19 protein-coding genes are annotated in these 16,406 nt (G+C 66.2%); 6 read left to right on the top strand and 13 right to left on the bottom strand.

All coding sequences use genetic code 11. The annotated features are described in order from the left end of the window. Window positions 1–4: 4 nt before the first annotated feature. The 3 genes from J7E45_RS13920 to J7E45_RS13910 are packed head-to-tail and all read right to left on the bottom strand — an operon-like array spanning window position 5 to window position 2,558. Window positions 5–598, bottom strand: coding sequence for a hypothetical protein (locus J7E45_RS13920; protein ID WP_215070055.1), 594 nt, complete (start codon window positions 596–598; stop codon window positions 5–7). Beyond that, complete coding sequence (locus J7E45_RS13915; RefSeq protein WP_251054261.1) at window positions 595–1,371, bottom strand: ATP-binding cassette domain-containing protein; 777 nt, start codon at window positions 1,369–1,371, stop codon at window positions 595–597. The genes J7E45_RS13920 and J7E45_RS13915 overlap by 4 nt, the downstream gene beginning before the upstream one ends. Next, complete coding sequence (locus J7E45_RS13910) at window positions 1,350–2,558, bottom strand: hypothetical protein (protein WP_215070053.1); 1,209 nt, start codon at window positions 2,556–2,558, stop codon at window positions 1,350–1,352. The genes J7E45_RS13915 and J7E45_RS13910 overlap by 22 nt, the downstream gene beginning before the upstream one ends. Before the next feature lie 364 nt (window positions 2,559–2,922). On the opposite strand from J7E45_RS13910, the gene J7E45_RS13905 reads away from it, so the two are divergent. The 3 genes from J7E45_RS13905 to J7E45_RS13895 are packed head-to-tail and all read left to right on the top strand — an operon-like array spanning window position 2,923 to window position 5,043. Then, a complete protein-coding gene (locus tag J7E45_RS13905) occupies window positions 2,923–3,375 on the top strand; it encodes a peptidase inhibitor family I36 protein (protein WP_251054259.1) in 453 nt (150 codons plus the stop codon). Window positions 3,376–3,416: 41 nt separating this feature from the next. Further along, the gene (locus J7E45_RS13900; RefSeq protein ID WP_215070052.1) at window positions 3,417–4,070 is read left to right on the top strand and encodes an RNA polymerase sigma factor; all 654 of its coding nucleotides are present in this window, start codon (window positions 3,417–3,419) and stop codon (window positions 4,068–4,070) included. After that, window positions 4,057–5,043: a hypothetical protein gene (locus tag J7E45_RS13895; protein ID WP_215070050.1), complete on the top strand. Its 987-nt coding sequence runs from the start codon at window positions 4,057–4,059 to the stop codon at window positions 5,041–5,043. Before J7E45_RS13900 ends, J7E45_RS13895 begins: the two co-directional genes overlap by 14 nt. 47 nt (window positions 5,044–5,090) lie before the next feature. Here the strand turns inward: J7E45_RS13895 and J7E45_RS13890 are convergent, their stop codons facing one another. The 3 genes from J7E45_RS13890 to J7E45_RS18090 are packed head-to-tail and all read right to left on the bottom strand — an operon-like array spanning window position 5,091 to window position 6,376. Further along, entirely contained in the window at window positions 5,091–5,651 is a 561-nt protein-coding gene (locus J7E45_RS13890; RefSeq protein WP_215070048.1) for a dihydrofolate reductase family protein, read from the bottom strand. Continuing rightward, window positions 5,648–6,196 carry a TetR family transcriptional regulator gene (locus tag J7E45_RS13885; RefSeq protein WP_215070046.1) on the bottom strand — a complete coding sequence of 183 codons (549 nt, stop codon included), beginning with the start codon at window positions 6,194–6,196 and terminating at the stop codon, window positions 5,648–5,650. The genes J7E45_RS13890 and J7E45_RS13885 overlap by 4 nt, the downstream gene beginning before the upstream one ends. A gap of 45 nt (window positions 6,197–6,241) precedes the next feature. Continuing rightward, on the bottom strand, window positions 6,242–6,376 hold the full coding sequence (locus J7E45_RS18090) for a hypothetical protein (protein ID WP_258134285.1): 135 nt from the start codon (window positions 6,374–6,376) through the stop codon (window positions 6,242–6,244). 184 nt (window positions 6,377–6,560) lie between these two features. Between J7E45_RS18090 and J7E45_RS13880 the strand changes: the two genes are divergently transcribed. Continuing rightward, on the top strand, window positions 6,561–7,142 hold the full coding sequence (locus tag J7E45_RS13880; protein WP_215070044.1) for a hypothetical protein: 582 nt from the start codon (window positions 6,561–6,563) through the stop codon (window positions 7,140–7,142). Beyond that, window positions 7,142–7,681 (top strand): sigma-70 family RNA polymerase sigma factor, encoded by a 540-nt coding sequence (locus J7E45_RS13875; protein WP_215070042.1) that lies wholly within the window; start codon window positions 7,142–7,144, stop codon window positions 7,679–7,681. The genes J7E45_RS13880 and J7E45_RS13875 overlap by 1 nt, the downstream gene beginning before the upstream one ends. A gap of 45 nt (window positions 7,682–7,726) precedes the next feature. On the opposite strand, the gene J7E45_RS13870 is transcribed toward J7E45_RS13875, so the two are convergent. From J7E45_RS13870 to J7E45_RS13840, 7 genes are all read right to left on the bottom strand, one after another. Next, window positions 7,727–8,473, bottom strand: a complete 747-nt coding sequence (locus J7E45_RS13870; RefSeq protein WP_374225475.1) for an SDR family oxidoreductase — start codon at window positions 8,471–8,473, stop codon at window positions 7,727–7,729. Further along, on the bottom strand, window positions 8,473–9,501 hold the full coding sequence (locus tag J7E45_RS13865) for an alcohol dehydrogenase catalytic domain-containing protein (RefSeq protein ID WP_215070038.1): 1,029 nt from the start codon (window positions 9,499–9,501) through the stop codon (window positions 8,473–8,475). Before J7E45_RS13865 ends, J7E45_RS13870 begins: the two co-directional genes overlap by 1 nt. After that, a complete protein-coding gene (locus tag J7E45_RS13860; RefSeq protein WP_215070035.1) occupies window positions 9,498–10,727 on the bottom strand; it encodes a Gfo/Idh/MocA family protein in 1,230 nt (409 codons plus the stop codon). The genes J7E45_RS13865 and J7E45_RS13860 overlap by 4 nt, the downstream gene beginning before the upstream one ends. Window positions 10,728–10,795: 68 nt before the next feature. Then, window positions 10,796–13,099 carry a hypothetical protein gene (locus tag J7E45_RS13855; protein WP_215070033.1) on the bottom strand — a complete coding sequence of 768 codons (2,304 nt, stop codon included), beginning with the start codon at window positions 13,097–13,099 and terminating at the stop codon, window positions 10,796–10,798. Window positions 13,100–13,127: 28 nt separating this feature from the next. Beyond that, complete coding sequence (locus tag J7E45_RS13850; RefSeq protein WP_215070031.1) at window positions 13,128–13,802, bottom strand: hypothetical protein; 675 nt, start codon at window positions 13,800–13,802, stop codon at window positions 13,128–13,130. Continuing rightward, entirely contained in the window at window positions 13,796–14,371 is a 576-nt protein-coding gene (locus J7E45_RS13845) for an acyltransferase (protein ID WP_215070030.1), read from the bottom strand. Before J7E45_RS13845 ends, J7E45_RS13850 begins: the two co-directional genes overlap by 7 nt. Continuing rightward, entirely contained in the window at window positions 14,368–15,402 is a 1,035-nt protein-coding gene (locus J7E45_RS13840) for a hypothetical protein (RefSeq protein WP_215070029.1), read from the bottom strand. Before J7E45_RS13840 ends, J7E45_RS13845 begins: the two co-directional genes overlap by 4 nt. A 170-nt stretch (window positions 15,403–15,572) precedes the next feature. Between J7E45_RS13840 and J7E45_RS13835 the strand changes: the two genes are divergently transcribed. Continuing rightward, window positions 15,573–16,400: an AraC family transcriptional regulator gene (locus J7E45_RS13835; RefSeq protein ID WP_215070028.1), complete on the top strand. Its 828-nt coding sequence runs from the start codon at window positions 15,573–15,575 to the stop codon at window positions 16,398–16,400. Window positions 16,401–16,406: the final 6 nt, after the last annotated feature.

The following is a 16,406-nucleotide window of genomic DNA, read 5'->3' as shown; positions in this document are numbered from 1 at the left end:
CCCGTCAGACGGCGGCCGACGCGGCGGGATTCCTCGCGACGCTGCCGACATAGACCCCGGTCGCGGCGATGAGGAGGCATACCGAGCTGAGCAGCTGTGCCACCGAGGCCTCATCCATCACCGGCAGCGCCCACACTGACGGCACGCCCAGAGAGTCGAAGCCGAGCAACATCGCTGTCAGCAGCGCCACGCCGGGCGCCATCAGCCAGGCCGGCCGGAGACCCGGTCGCGCGACGAGGACTGCAAGTGCCGATTGAAAGAGCAACGGCACGAGTGCTTCACGAGCCCCACCGAAGGCCAGCGCGGCGCTCACGCTCGAGACCCCGAGAGCGACGAAGAGCACAACCACGTCTCCGCCCCACGCCCAGCGGCGGGAGGTTCCGACGGACAGTTCACGCGCACGCGTCGTCGTGATAGCGACCCAACCCGCGGCCGCGACGGTGGCGAAGAGCACCGCGACCGGGACCGCGGCGAACTGCCCGCCGGCGAGCGTCGGGAACTCGAACCTGGCGGACGGCGTGATGAAGGTTCCACCCCAGCCCACCAGGAAAGCCCAGGCCCCCGCGCTGGCCATGCGGACGCGGAACCACCACCTCATCGCGTGCTCGGCGACGTGGTCTTCAGCGCTCGGGCGTACGCGCTGGATGCGCGTTCCCGCGGCGTTTCGCCTCGCTGGGCCAATGCGTAGAACTCATCGACGGTTCCCGCGAACGTCACTGTTCCCGCATCGAGGACGACGACCCCACGGGCGAAGCTCCACAAGTCGTCCACCTCGTGCGTGCTGTACAGGATCGGGATCCGTGTGGAGAGCGTGGCGATGGTGTCGATCACGGACTCCCTCTGAGCCGGGTCCAGTCCGACCGTCGACTCATCGAGCAGGAGCAGCGTGGGTCGAGAGCATAGAGCGCCGGCGATGGCTGCTCGTCGCAGTTCGCCACCCGAGAGCCCCAGAGAAGGTCGGTCACTCAAACGCGTCAAGCCCACCAGCTCCAACGCGTGCTCCGACTCGTCCCACGCCTCGCGGTGGCTCATGCCCTTGAGCCACGCGGTGTATGCGGCCAGCTCGCGAACAGAGAGCCCCCGCATGCCCGTCGGCGCTTGGGCCACGGCGGAAACAGTCCGGCGGATCTCCTTGCGGCCGGCGGCGGACTCAGTGGATACGCCTGCGACTTCGATCCGCCCACGACGAGCCCTCTCGGTCGCCGCCGAGAGGCCGATCAAGGTTGACTTGCCGGCACCGTTCGGGCCGAGCAATGCAACGGGGAACTGAGTGAAATCGAAGGAGAACCCCTCGAAGACGAGGTGTCTGCGATATCGAAAGGAGACCTCATCGAATCTGAGAACGGCGTTCAACTGTCGCCCTTTCTGCATATGTCGGCTACTTTTTCCTGCCACCTGATGAACGTCGAGAAGCCCTCGCGGGCCGTCGAGAGGCCCAGCGCTTGGAGAAGATCATCGCCGGTGCCCGAGCCTTCCCGTTGAGCGAGAGCGTCGGGGGATGCCCCCAGAGCGATCGCCAACGCGTACACGGCGCGGTCGCCTTCTGCGACGAGGGATTCCTGCTCAGCGGCCGGACACGAGGCCTGATTCCGCACACCGTCCGCGAGGGAGATCGGAAGCTCATCACCGGACAGGTCACCCGGGCCGGCAGCGAACATCAGCGCGGAGAGCTCCTCGGCCTGGGCGGACGAACTCGTGATCACGGGCCCGATCTCGATTCCATTCGCCTTCAATGTCCCGACGTACGTCGCGAGGCTGTCTATGAGCGGAACCGCATCATGTTCGGCGTCTCCGAACTCCGGCCACACGCATACCTCGACGCCGTCACGGTACTCACAATGCAGATCCCCGGTGGAGCGCGCTTCGTAGCCGGGGGGCGCGATCGAGGCGGTGAGCGGCGAGGAGAGCACCAGGATGGCCGTCGTGGCTCCCGCAGTCCAGACGATCGCCGGCAGACGCAGCCTGGCCGACGCGAGCACGATGGCGACCACGACGACGCCACCGAGCAGCATCGGAAGAAGGAGCATCGGCCATGCGATCTGCTGATCAACTGTCTGCAGAACCAGCGGCAGCGAGTACCCGAGCGCGAAACGCAGATGCTCCAGAGGCTCTGACACAAGAGGGAGCGAGATCAGGAGATACTGAGCGAGCGCTGCGACCACGACTGCGACGGCTGCCGGCAGAAGCCGGCCGATCACGAAACCGATGAACACAGCGACGAGCACCATCGTGAGGAAGACGCCAAGCGGCCCGAACGATCGAAACGTCGGCGCGGAGCTCGGAGAGGTGCGCAGGAGCACGATCGCGAGCGAGAGCAGATACCCGACCGAGATCGCGATCAGAGTGGGCATGATGTCCGCCAGCGTCCGTGTGGCGAGGGAACGATTGGTCGCAGCATGGTTCGCGCGTATCCAGCGACTCGGTGTGCGGACGGAGATGGCGACCGCGGCTGCACTGAGTGGCATCCCCAGGATCGCTCCCCAGTTCGCGCTGGCAAACACCGCCTCCCACGTCGAGACCGCGTTCGGATCGAAGTTCTGGCTCAGGGTGATCACCATTGCGACAGGAATCGCGATCGACAGCCACATTCCAGGGTTGGTGGATATGGGTCGAACGAACGTGGGGCGATGCGCCAAAGCGCCTCCTTCTTCCTGGCCGCCGCTGACGTACCGAGTTGCCGGCGGGCCATCTGTGGGCTTCACCCCACGGTAGCCACGTCGATACCGTGCGAACCGGCGGCGTCGCGACGGAGAACATGTCTGTAAGGAACCGCCGACATCGGCCAATATCGCCTCCGTGTGTCAGGAATCGGGCGGATACGCAAAGGGGGGCGGGTACGCGGATTCCGGCGGCGCGCCCGTGCTGAGATCGTGGAAACAGGTCCTTCCGGACACCGTCTCAGCCCTATGAAGAGGACTTGCCTTGAAGACGAAGCTGGTCGCGGCGATTGCAGCCGCCCTCCTGTCGATCGGCGTTGCGACGCCTGCACACGCCGATCCCACGATGCATCCCGACGTGGCGTACGCCATCGATGCGGTCCCGGGGGGAACCATCGTCGATGAGTACACCGTCGTCTGGCCGCAGCTCGGGATGGAGCTCAGGGTCGCGCCGGTGAGCGCCCGCGCCGTCGGCTCGTGCGCCACCGGCCAGTACTGCGCGTACTCCCAGGCAGACAGAGGCGGAACGAAGCTGAGCTGGACGACCTGCACGACGGTCAGTACGGCTGCCCTCGCCTCTGTGAAGTCAATCGCGAACGCCAGATCATCAGGAAAAGTGCAGGCTCGGAACGCTGCCGCCACGGTGCTCGCAACAGCCACCGCGGGAACATCGACGAACGTATTCGGCCAGGTGAGCTCCCTGCGGTGCGCGGCGTGACTCACGTTCTTCCGCGTTACCCTGTCTGAGCACGCGTCATCGTGAGTGAGGATCCCATGCACCGATATGGCATTCTCGCGGCGCTCGACATCGCGTTCGCAGGATTCCCCGCTGCCGGGAAGGCCTCCGCGCCTCCGTCGCGCGAGTCACGCCGCGGCGCCGCCGCCGCGGGCGCTTCCGCTCCGCCGGTCGGCGATCCCCGCGCCGTCGTATTCCGTCGGCTCTTCGATGAGTACTGGGCGCGCGTGCGCCGATACCTCGAGTGCTACGTGGATGATCCTGACGAAGTCGATGAGCTCACAGCCGAGGTCTTCGTCGTCGCCTGGCGAAAGCTGGACCCTGATCGCCCGATGGGTCTGACCTGGTTCCTGCGCACCGCCAACAACAAGTTGAAGGACAGAACGCGACGCTCTCGCTCGCGGACCCGAGCTATGGAGGCGCTCGTTCGCGGCCTCGAGGATCCTGTCGAGCCGCTCGACCCCTGGGAGAGTCTCGCGCTTCGGAACGCTCTGACGACCCTCAGCGCGCGCGAACGGCAGGTCGTGGTCCTCACGTACTGGAACGACCTGACGGCAGGCGAAGTCGCAGAAGTCCTCCGAAGCAGCCAGGGGGCGGTATGGACCACGTTGACACGAGCGCGGACGAAGCTGCGCGCCCACCTCGAAGACCAGGGGACGAACCATGAATCGTCATGACGATGAACTCGACCGCCTGTTCCGTGCCGCACGTCCTGCCGAAGTCAGGAGCGACAGACCGCTCGGTGCTGCGGAGATCGCCCTTCGCGAGAACATCATTCGCGGGAACGTCCGGGCGCCGAACCGCCGCGCTCGGCCGCGGATCATCTGGGCCGGCGCCACGGCGGCGCTGGCGACGCTCGCCGTCGCCGTACTGGTGACGATCAGTGTCCTCTCGCCGGCACAGCAGGCCGTCGCCCTCACTCCGCCTCCGTTGCCGTACTCGACGGCAGGAAGCATGAGCGATGTGGTGACCGATGCCGAACGCGCACTGTCGGCCTCCCCCGGTCCCGAACAGGCGTCGCACGTCGAGTCCGTCGTCTGGGGCTGGAGCGCGGAGATCGAACAGCAGCGGATCGAATCCGTTCCCCAGGAGATCACCTTCGACTGGGGAGAGGGGGAGACGGCGACGACCACCATCGTCGCCGCCGATTCCTACTGGCCCGACGGGGACCGTCCCCCCGGCGTCGAGCCGAGCCCCTACCGACCGGGCGAGATCATCGACGAGGTGAAGACCGCGCCCGAGGACTTCGACGCACCGGCTGAGTTGACCTCGCTGACCGGCGATTCTCGTGAGGAGCTGTTCGCAGCACTTGGCGCCTTCGGCGTGTCCGAGAGCTCATCCTCGGGCGAGCTGCTCGCCGCCATCGATGGACTCATGCAGTACTGGACCTTGTCGAACGCGCAGCATGCCGAACTCCTGGAAATCCTCATCGACGCGGGCGATGTCGAGGTTCTGGGGGCGACACGCGACCGACTGGGGCGCGATGTGATCGGCCTGCAGGTGTCTTCGACGATCCCCGAACGGACGGACACCGTTTTCATCTCGCGCGACACCGGACGTCTCGTCGGGGTGGAGAGCGAGCTCATCGAACCCCGTGACGGACTCCCTGCCGGGGTCATCTCCTACGCGATGTGGGACGCAGCGCACTGACGACGATGTGCCCGTTTGAACGGCAGGTAGCCATGCTCCGCGTCCGGCTATGCCCGCGCAATGTCATACGTGACGCGGACGAGACCGTCGTCCGGGGTGGAGTGGTGACCGCGAAGGGTGAGGAGCACGTCACTGTCGAGCTCTCCGAAGAGGCGACTTCCGCGACCGAGCAGTATCGGTGCGATGGAGACCGTGATCTCGTCGATGAGCCCTGCGGCAAGGAAGGACTGAATGGTCCGCCCGCCATCGACGTAGACGCGCTTCGCGTCGATCGCCGCGAGCATGTCGCTCGCGTGCTCCACCGAACGAGCGACCTGCGCGTGCGGGCTCGCATCGAGCGTCGAGCTGAGCACGATCACCGCCTTGCCCTCGAAAGGCCACTGCTCGAAACCCGACACGGTGTCGTATGTGGTGCGACCCATGACGATCGTGTCGACCGTCGGGAAGAAGGTCTCCCAGACGAGTGCCGGGTGTGCGCCCTCGTCGGCGATGTGTGCACGTCGGTCGGGCTCGGTGAGCCAGGTGAGGTCTCCGTCGGGTTTGGCGATGTAGCCGTCGAGGCTCACTCCGATGAACGCGCATCCGCGCCAGGTGCGATCGAGGGTCATGTCCAGCCTTTCAAGAGGTGGTCGATGGTGTCTTCCGGCGAAGTGGGTTCGAGCGACACCGCCTGCCGATAGAGACTGCCGTGCAGTGCATCGAGCAGGGTCAGGGCCGCCGTGCGCCGGTCGACGTCGCCGCGGAGCGGCAGGTGCCGGAGCAGTGCCTCGAAGTAGCGGGCCTGACGATCCCACCCCTCACGGAGGAGGTCAGCCGCCTCGGGCGACCAGAGGTCGCGCATCAACTCTCCGAGTCCCGCGATCGCCGCCGATGACGAGGCCGTCGCGAAGTGCGCTTGACCGTAGGAGTGAAGCTCGGCCCGTGCATTCTCCGGATCGATGGGCGCGCCCGGGATCCCGTCGATCCAGTGCCGGGAGAGCGCATGGAGCAGGCGCTCCTTCGATCCGAACCGCTTGATCAGACCTGCTGCACTGATCCCCGCGGCAGGCGCGACGTCAGCGAGCCCCCACGGATCGGTCGATGTGCGCAGACGCAGCGCGTCGTCTATACGCTCCAGCAACTCGGCGTCGGAAGAACGAGGAGGGCGACTCATCCCATTAGTAAATCATAGTTCACTAACTTCTGATGCGTCCGCTATCTACGACTCCTGATCAGGATCCACGGCGGCACTCGCCTCGAGCTCGCGAAGGCGTTTCAGCTGCGCCCAGGGCCAGAAGGCGATCCACGCGATCGAGACGATCGAGGCCCCCATGATCATCGAAGCGATATCCATGCGATCCACGCTACGGAAACCGGATGCTCGCGAGCATCCCCCGTGCGGCGGACCTGCGGTCCCGGATTCCTGCCAACCCGCGACGGCATGGATACTTCGCGCGACTCCCGCGGTTCTTCCCCGATGCAACGCTTCGGCGATGATCGGACATGAGCAGTAGTGAACGGATCATCGGAGGAAGCCCATGGACGACACACAGCTCAACCGGCTGCTCACTCCACACGACAAGTGGGCGGAGTCGCCCGAAGTCCTTGACGCGATGCTTGAACGCGTCGCCAGGAATGCCGCAGAGCAGCCCGCGCGGCCTCCGCGTCGCCGGCGTGGCGTCCGCATCGCGGCGACGCTGGGTGCGCTTCTGGGCGTCGGAGCGATCGCGACAGCGGCAGCCGTCTACATCGCCCCGAGCTTCACCCCGGATGTCGTCATCCCGATCACCTACGTCACGGATGAGGGCAAGACGGTGGAGTGCACATACTCACTCGCGGTCACGTCCTGGGATGGCACGGACGTCACCGAGACGAAGGAATGGATCGCCTCGCATGACTGGACCGGCATCGGCCAACGCGGCTACGACCTCGGCGAGAGGAACCCGGACTCCGTCGGCGACCCTGACGTGGCTCCCGAGCTCACCCAGGAGGACCTCGACCGGACGACCGTGTCCACAGGCATCGTCACCGCTATCGGGAACGAGATCCCGTTCGAGCTGATCAACGCACCCGGTATCGGCACCGCCGGCACGTCGACGTGCACATGGGTGCGGCACTGATGCCCGGCCGTCCTGAGGAGCCCCTCGAAGCACTGGTATCGATGTGGAGCGACGACAGGCTCGACCTTCCTCGCCTGATCGATGAAAGCAAACGTGCACTGTTCGGCTACTTTGCTCGACGGGTCGTCTCCACCGACGATGCCGCGGACCTCACCGGTGAGGTGCTGCTCACGATGTGGCGCAAGGTCGATGCCATGCCGTCGGAGCCCGTCGACGCACGGATGTGGACGTTCGGGATCGCCCGGAACATCCTCGCCAACCATCGACGAGCGCTCTCGCGCAGGCGGAAGCTCAGCGACAGGCTCACGGGTGAAGCGCTCGTCAGCGGCGACGTCCGCCCCGTGCGTGATGACGTGTGGGAAGCACTCGAGGCACTTCCGACGGGCGATCGCGAGATCATCCAGCTCGTCCACTGGGACGGGTTCTCCCTCGCAGAGGCGGCGAAGGTCCTCGGCAAGAAGCCCGCGACCGTCCGCAGCCGATACTCGCGGGCACGCGCGAAACTTCGGGCCGACCTCACCCTTGAGACCGACTCCTAGGAGCTAACGGCTGTCCCCCTGCAGTTGGGGCTCAGAGAGTATCGGTCAACGTGCGAGCCATCCCCCGTCGACCGGGAGGACGATGCCGGTGACATAGGACGCGGCCGGTGATGCCAGGAACACCGTCGCACCACCGAGATCATCCGGGGCTCCCCATCGGCCGATGGGGATTCGATCCAAGATCGCCCGAGAACGCGCGGGGTCCTCTCGCAATGCCTGCGTGTTCTCGGTCTCGATGTAGCCCGGGGCGATCGCGTTCACCGTCACCCCGGATCCGCTCCATTCATTGGACAGCGCACGCACCATGCCGACGAGCCCGGACTTCGTCGCCGTGTAGGCCGCGACGTTGATCCCACCTTGAAAGCTGAGCAGCGATGCCGTCACGATGATGCGTCCCCCGCCCGCGGCCAACATCTTCCGACCGAACGGCTGGATGAGGGCGAACTGGCCGCGAAGGTTCACCTCGAACACGTGATCCCACGCATCCAAAGACATCTCCTCCGCAGGCGCCCTCTCGATCGTTCCGGCGTTGGCGACGAGGATGTCCACCTCCGGGGCCATTCTCTCGGCGAACGCCGCCACCTCTCCCCGATCGGAGAGGTCGAGGCGTTCCGCGCGAAACACTCCCCCCATCGCGCGGATCTGCCGGCCCACGTCGCCTCCGTCTTCCGCGATGGTGCGGCTCGCGCCGATGATCTCGGCTCCGGCTGAGGCGAGCGCTTTCGCTATTCCTGCCCCTATGCCACGATCGGCGCCTGTGACGAGTGCGGTCTGTCCGGTGAGGTCGAACATCATGCGTTCTGGCTCCGGACGTCGATCAGCACCTTCATCGCCGCTCCGCTCTCGAGCATCCCGATTCCTTCGGCCACCTGTGAGAGAGGCAGGACATCCGTTATCAGTCGGTCCACCGGAATCGCCCCCTCGGCGATCAGATTCGCGGCTTCCTCGAAGTCGGACCGCTCGTAGACGCGTGCGCCGTGGAGAGTGAGTTCGCGCCAGAACACTCGCTGAAGGTCGACGGGTCGCGGTTCGACGTGTATCGCGACGATCACGACCCGACCTCGAACGCGCAGCAAGGAGGTGATGTCGAGCACCGCGGCGGCGGCTCCCGAGACTTCGAACGCGACGTCGGCGCCCGCCCCTTCGGTCCATCTCTCGACGGCGGCGACCTGGTCCTCGCCGCGCGGATCCAGTGTGGCGAACCCGAGCTCTTCCACCTGTCGCCGCCGCGTCGCATCGACCTCGATGACGAGTACATCCGCACCCGATCGCCGTGCGACGAGAGCAATCAACGATCCGATCGGTCCTGCGCCGACGACGACCACTTTCTCGCCGTGTCGCACCGCACCGCGATGCACATCGTGCACGGCCACGGCGGTCGGCTCGACGAGGGCGGCATGATCCAGCCGGAGCTCCTGCGGGAGCCGAATCACGGTGTCGGCATCGACGACCCACCGCTGCTGCAGCGCGCCGGGGCTGTCGATCCCGATGAAGTCGAGGTTCTGACACACATGCGAGTTGCCGTTCCGGCATGCGGGGCACGTGCCGTCCCAGCGCAGCGGCATCACCGACACACGGTCTCCCCGGGCGATGTCGGCGACATCGACACCGACCTCGGCGACGGTCCCACTCATCTCATGTCCGAACACGTGGTGACGGTCGCCGATCCGATGGTCCATGGCCCCATGCACGAGGTGGAGGTCGGTTCCACACAGTCCGACATAGGCGACGTCGATTGCGACCTGCCCTGGCCCGGGCAGATCAGGTTCGCTTTCCACCTGCGCGAGCCCCGCGCCCGCGCGATAGGTCACCGCCCTCATGCGGCACCACCATCGACGGCGTCATCCCGAAGCGCTCGAGGGCGATCGCCGAAATCGGGGATCTCGAGGCGCGCGCCACCCGTTTGGGCGGAGCGGTGCGCCACGATACCGGGGGCAGTGAAGCGCGCAGCCATCCAGACGTCGACCGGCGGATGATCGCCGCTGACGAGCGAGCGGACGAAGTCATCGACGAGGAAGTGATGTGCTCCTTCGTGGCCGTTCACGGCACCGGTGAACTCCTGCGGCAGCCGCGAACGGTCTTGGATCGGCGCGCTGCCGCTGAGAAAGGAATCGCGCAGCCCCGCCGGGATATCGGCGTGCTCTTCCGTGTCCCGGACGACCGGCTCCGTCTCCAGCAGCGCGGAGACGTCATCGATCGCCGCCTTGGTGTGCCATACGCTGAGCACCGCGTTCTGCTCGAAGACGGCTTCGGTGCCGAAGAAGCGGAACCGGGACTCCCTCTTCCCCGACGTGTACCCGACCCGGCGCATCTCATTCGTGCGCAGGATGCCGCCGTCGGCGAGCTCGAACAGGGCGGAGCAGTTGCTGAAGTCGTTGTCGAACATGCTGACGTCCCGGTCGAAGACCCCGTCGCCTGCCGCGTCCGGCACCCCGAGGCAGCTGACGCTGACCGCCCGGGTCGGAAGTGCACCCAGTACGCCGCCGATCGAGTGCGTCGGATACAGCATCGGCGGATAGCTGGCGGTCTCCTTCCAGCGTTCGCCGCCGCTGAATCGATAGGCGTCGTAGAACCCGTTGTCCATGTCGTGGACGTAGTCGCCTTCCGAGTAGAAGACCCGCCCGAACTCCCCTCGCGCGAGCTTCTCCCTCGCGAAGATGGTCGCGGGGTTGTAGTAGCTGGTCTCACCCATCATGTAGATGAGCCCGGTCTCCTCGACCAGACCGACGATCTCCTCGATGTGGCTGATCTCGGTCGCCATGGGAACTGCGGAGTACACGTGCTTGCCGGCGCGAAGCGCCTGCACGACGAGCGGCCCGTGCGTCCATCGCTGGGTGAAAATGGCCACGGCATCGCAGTCCGAACGCAGCATCTCCTCGAAGGAGGAGTACGTTCCGTCGAGGCCGAGCTTCGTGTTCATGGCCTCGGCCCGCTCGGGCACCACGTCCGTTGCGTAGACGCGGTCGATGTCCGGATGAAGCTTGAACAATCGGGCGAAGCCTCCTGCGAACTGGCCCGCTCCGATGAATCCGATGGTCTTTCCCACTGTGTGCCTTCCTGGTGTTCGATGCGGGGACGGCCACGCGCCGCCCCCGCCCTGCATGAGCCGCGTGGCTACGACGCCTGCGCGGGGAAATCGAGTCCGTAGTACAAGCGAGGGGCTCCGTCGACGGTCACCGATGCGACCCCCGCCTGCGCGATGATCGACCGCTCTTGGCCGATGCTGTCGATCTCCGTCACGGTCGCGAGCGCTGCAGGGAGGAGGAGCGTGGTCTTCTGCGGCCACGGGTCTACCCAGGGCTCCGGGGAGGCGTAGAACGACCCGGGGCCGTGATCCGCGTTGAGCACGTAGCCCTCCGCGCGTGACCAGAGGATGCTCAGCGGCCCACGCGGGGTATCAAAGAGCAGACCCTTGACGTCGGCATCGTCGAATTCCAGCCACCTCACGAAGGTTGCTTCGTCGAGTGCCTCCGCGATGGTGGCGTGGGCGAGCAGCGCGGGCTTCGGGCTGTGGTCACGGAGCACGAGACCATAGTGGTACTCGTTGTTGTCCGCAGTGGCGCCGGTCGGGTTGGCCTTGACCGAGTCGTAGAACTGATACCACTGCACGTTGCGGACGCCCTCGGACAGCGCCAGCGCCTGTGAAAGGACGACGTTCTCGGCGGCGTGACGATGAGTGTCGTACCACCAGCTGTTCGGCTTCGTGCAGGCATAGGCCTCCGTCAGCCACAGCTCGATCTCCTGCGGCTGCTCATCGAGAATCCGCCGCGCCTCCCGCACGGAACCGAGGAAGTTCCAGTAGGTGCCGGTGGATCCGACGAGCCATTGGTCCGGCGTCGGTGCGAAATCCGGTGTGAAGTTTCCTCGACCCGGGTGCAGACCGAACGCGGAGATCATGGTGCCCGCACCGGCGGCGAACATCTTCGTCGCGAAGACGTGGTCCATCCCGGCGAGACCGACCGACATCAGCTGGGTGGAGGCGCCGGCTGCGACGAACGCAGCGTGGAACGGCGTCAGCCACTTGTTCACGTAGTCGTCGGCGTAGACGCCCTGGAGGACGCCTCCCTTCATGTTCCACTCGTTGGCGAGCTCGTAGAGCACAGCTCCACTCGAGATCGCCGTCGATACCTCTCCATTGATGTACGCCGCCTTCTGCACCGGGTCGTTGTCATACGCATCCGGCGCGGGCGGCGTCTTGAGCCGGTTCTGGGTGAACCCGAACGCGCTGAGCTGCGCAGAGGTGAACTGGTTGTTGCGCGACCACCGCATCCCGATCCTTCGCAGCAGCCCCCGCTCATCGTCGGTGTCGAGCAGGAAGTTGGCCGAGATGCCGAAGGAGCTCCCTACACCCTCCGCGTAGGTGTGCGATGGCAGCATGGCGATGTTGGTCCGCGTGTACGAAGTATCCGTTCCCGCCGAAGCGGTCACCTCGACGAAGAAGATCCCCCGGGCAGGCAACGTCACGGACAGATCGTCCGAGACGATCGCGACCGAGCCCGCCGAGACGGTCGTCGTGCGCGCCGCGATCACCTGACCGTTGAAGTCCGTCACCTTCCAAACGAAGGACACATCCCTCAGCTCCGCGCCGTTGAAGGCAGCTGCGTGCACGACGGCGGGAGCGGTCGTGGAATCCCAGATGTTGTAGGGCCGATCCGTCCAGACATCGGCAGAGAGCGCGGCACTCGAAATGAGTGCACCGGCGAGTTTCGGACGCAGATCACCGACGGCGAGGTCCGCCTGCGCACGGTAATGGCCGGGTTCCACGAGCACGGCGGGGCAACTGAGGTTGTTGGAGTCGCCCCAGGAGGGGTTCGTCCCCTCAGCACGGATGAATACCTGAAGATCCGTGAAGTTCTCGATGTAGACGCCATCGCTCTGCTGCACCTCGAAGGGAACGCCTCCGCGGGCGTCCCGCGTCCAATCGGTGAGCCGCGTGAACGACTCCACGATGCCGGCGGGGACAACCTGCCGGCGCATCTTCCCGGTATGCACTGTCGTGCCGTCCGGCGCCCAGATGTCGTACACGGCTCGCAGACGGCCGGCGACCGGGGTGAACGTTCCCTGCATCGTGATCGACGCAGAGTTTGTGACGTAGTCGACGACGATGGACTGCGCGCCGTCGGTATTCGTGACGATCGATGGAGTGCCTCCCGTGTTCACCGCCGCGGTGAGCCGGTAGCCGGGCAGCACGATGCGTGCGGTCCCGTTCCCGTCGACCACGGTGACCTTCCCGTCGTCCGTGCCGATGATCGAGAAGCCGGAGCCGGACAGCTGGAGTCCCCCGGTCAGGTCAGGAGACGCTGCCTCGGCTGAGGTGCCGATGATGAGGTCGCCGGCGAGCAGTCCGATCGTGGCGGCCAGTCCTCCGGTGACGAACGCGCGCCGGGATACCCCGGCCGGAGTGTTGTGAGATGACATCTTCGTCCTTTCTGCTGGTTGAGTTCACTCAGTCGTCGGCCTCACGGAACCGGACGAACAGTCCGCTTCCGTCCGGCCCTTCGATGCGGATCGCGTCCGCACCAGACCTGTCGATGTGCCACTGCGGAATCGCCGGTTCCGCCTCGAGCACTGCGGCGAAGACCATCAGGTGCTCGCGACCGCGACCCGGAAGCTGCCACCGCACCCGCCGGAATCCGTCCTCGAGGCCCGAATCGAGCACGGCGTCCGCGGGCGACCCGTCGGTCTCGGCCACCATGAGGAAGAACTTCATCGCGGCATCATGCTGCCGCAGCACCAGGCGTGTCTGCGTGGCGATGTTCGTCCGCAGCCCTCCATCGGCGTCGCTGATCGCGAAGTCGGCGATCAGTTCGACGGGGTCGGTGGACACCACGCGGTCGATGATCACGACGACATGCGGCAGCGCGTGAAGCCATGCCCGTTCGGTGCGAAGCATCCGGCCCCCGACCCGACGATCGACGATCGAGCGCACCCGGCTCACCAGCCCGCCGGCCTCGGTCTGCAGGTGAGTCGTCCCAGCATCTGGCAACGACATGTCGAGCGTCTCGAATCGGAATCGGCGGCTTGCTCCGACGATGAAGTCGCGACCTCGGTGGGCGAGGCGGAAGCTTCCGTCGGCGGCGATGTCGAGCGTCGTCTCGCCCGCGGCACTCTGGATCACCATCGGCGTCCCCGTACCCGTGCCGGGACCCCCGTCGCCACGCTGCCTGCAGGCAGATCCGCCGTCACGACGGCACCGGCCCCGATGACGCTCCCCCGGCCGATCGTCACGCCGGCTGTGATGGCGACTCTTCCGCCCACCCACACATCGTCTTCGATGACGATGGGCGCCGGCCGCAGACCCTGGAGGCGGATCGCGGTGTCGGGATCGTCGAAGACGTGGTTCGCCGCGATGATCATGGTGTGGGCGGCGATCCTCACCCCGTCGCCGATGGTGATGGGGCCGCCGCCGTAACCCACGACGATGGCGTAGGACTGCACGCTGCTGTCCGCACCGATCGTCACATCGCCCTGGATGACAGCACCAGGGGCGATCTCGCTGCGGTCGCCGATCACGAGCGCACCGGAGCGCGCGCTGATCCTCGCTTCGGGATGGATCAGCGCTGTTCTCGCGATCGTGACACCTCTCCTCCGCGCCGCGATGGCGCGTCCGGCCCATGCGGCGAACCGCTGTCCGGCCGATGCCGTGCCGACCGTACCCGCGCCGCCGTCCATGAGGGACCACAGGGTCATCTCGGCGACTCCAGGACAGCGATCCTGGCGTGCTCGTCGGGGAGCACATTCGCGTGCACGACGGCCCCGTCCGCCGAGAACACAGGATGATGGTCGACATGGAGGCGGCTCCGGCCACGAACCTCAGAGCCGGGGCGGAACCGCGGGAGCTCGATGCGCCGCACGATTCCTCCGGTGCGGCGGGACAGGAACACGACGGCGCCTCCCGCCTCGGTCGGTTCGTCGGTCACGATCAGATCCGGGTCCACGGGACTGACGGAGGGGTGCCCTCCGCTGTCATGCTCGCTGAGGCGCCGATAGCCGGTGCCGTCGAAGCGGACCTCGGCGAGGCACATGCGCCGGGGATCGTCCGGGTCGGGTCCGTACCCGATCAGATGCTCGCCGTCGGGTTGCCACGACCAGTGGACACCGGGCCGCCCCTCGCCGAGCCGGAGGGCGACCCTGATGTCGCGCAGATCCGGGGTGCTCGTCATCACATGCGCCACGCGCGGCTCGCCTCGTCCGATGAAGGCCAGATGATTGCCGAAGTAGAACAGGAGGCGGGTGCCATCCGGACTCCAGCGCACGCAATAGGTCATCAGCGACAGCCCCTCGCCGGTCTCCGCTCGCACCTGTGAATCCAGTCGCAGGAGCGAATCCCGATCCGGATGCTCGGCGAGGACCGCGTCGACGCTGAGCGCGAGTCGCGAGCGGGGCGGGTCGAATGAATGCTGGAAGAGTCCGTGCGCGGATCGGTCCGGGAACGGGACCGGGGAGGCTTCGGGTTCATGCCGTCCTGTGCCGTCGCCGGCCGCATGCAACATGCCCAGCAACCCGGACAGCAGAGGAGCGTCGGCCGGCGACGCTCCCTCCAGGTCACCGTCGATCGTCTCCTCCACTCCGCTCGCGAGTTCACGGCGCACGACCTGAGGATGCTTCAGAGTGCCGGCTGTGTAGTAGGCGAATCGTGCATCTGCGCTCCACGTCTGCCATCGTCCGGTGTGGAAGAACGACGCTTCCGTCACCGCGGCTTCTCCGAAGCGATCGAGCATTTCCCCCTGCTCATCGAGGAGGAACACGGCGTTCTTCCCCGAGCTGAGGTCGGCTCCGGACGCGAGAAGTCTCCCGGAGCGATCTGGGGCCGCAGGAGATACCGTGTAGTAGGAATGTATAAGCCAGTACCCGGGCACCGAGATCAGCACGACCGACTCCAGGACAGGTCATGAGCGAAGCGCACATCGCAGAGGTCGAGACCTCGGCCGACTTCTTCGACTTCGCCGTCGCAGACATCGCCTACGTCCGAGAACGTCCCCCGGATCCGGAGTGGCGGATCAGGCACTTCACGAACAACCGGTCGCACATCCTCGCCTTCGCCGTCGCCGGCACCGCGCACTACGAGCTCGCCGGCCAGCACCGCACGGTCACGTCGGGGGACCTTCTGTTCATGCCTGCCGGGACGCCGCACACCGCAGCGAGCGACCCCGACGACCCGTGGCACTTCCGGTCGGTCGCCTTCGGTGCCGGCGGTGTGGGTGCGATCGCTCTCGACAAGCAACTCGAGTCCTTGCCCTTCGTCACCTCGGGAACGGCAAGCGTTGTTCCGTCCCTCTTCGCCGAGATGTCGCAGCTCTGGGGAGAACAGAGCCCCGGGTACATCATCGGCATCCGCAGCCGGGTCACAGAGGTGATGCACGCGCTGATCCGCGAGCACAGCGTTCCTCTCCTGCGAGAGCCCCATGCCCGGCGCATCCACGAGATCACCCGCGTGATCCTCGAGAACTACGCGTCCACGTACTCGGTCGACGAGCTCGCGGCCATGGCGGGGCTCAGCGCCTCCCACTTCCGGCTCGTGTTCAAGAAGGTGACCGGCCTCTCGCCGATCGCTTATCAGCAGCGCATCAAGATCACGAAGGCCACGGAGTTCCTCACCAGCGGCGAGTTCAATGTGACGGAGTCCGCCGTGCGTGCCGGCTTCACGAACGTGTACTACTTCAGTCGGCTTTACAAGAAGGTCACCGGCAAGCCGCCGTCGGCGCTGAACAAACGGTAGGAGCGC

The organism is Microbacterium sp. ISL-59 (genome assembly GCF_018613945.1).
Classification (GTDB): Bacteria; Actinomycetota; Actinomycetes; order Actinomycetales; family Microbacteriaceae; genus Microbacterium; species Microbacterium oxydans_B.
The sequence above is the reverse complement of the archived record's forward strand: the minus strand, read 5'-3'. Positions and strand labels throughout refer to the sequence as shown.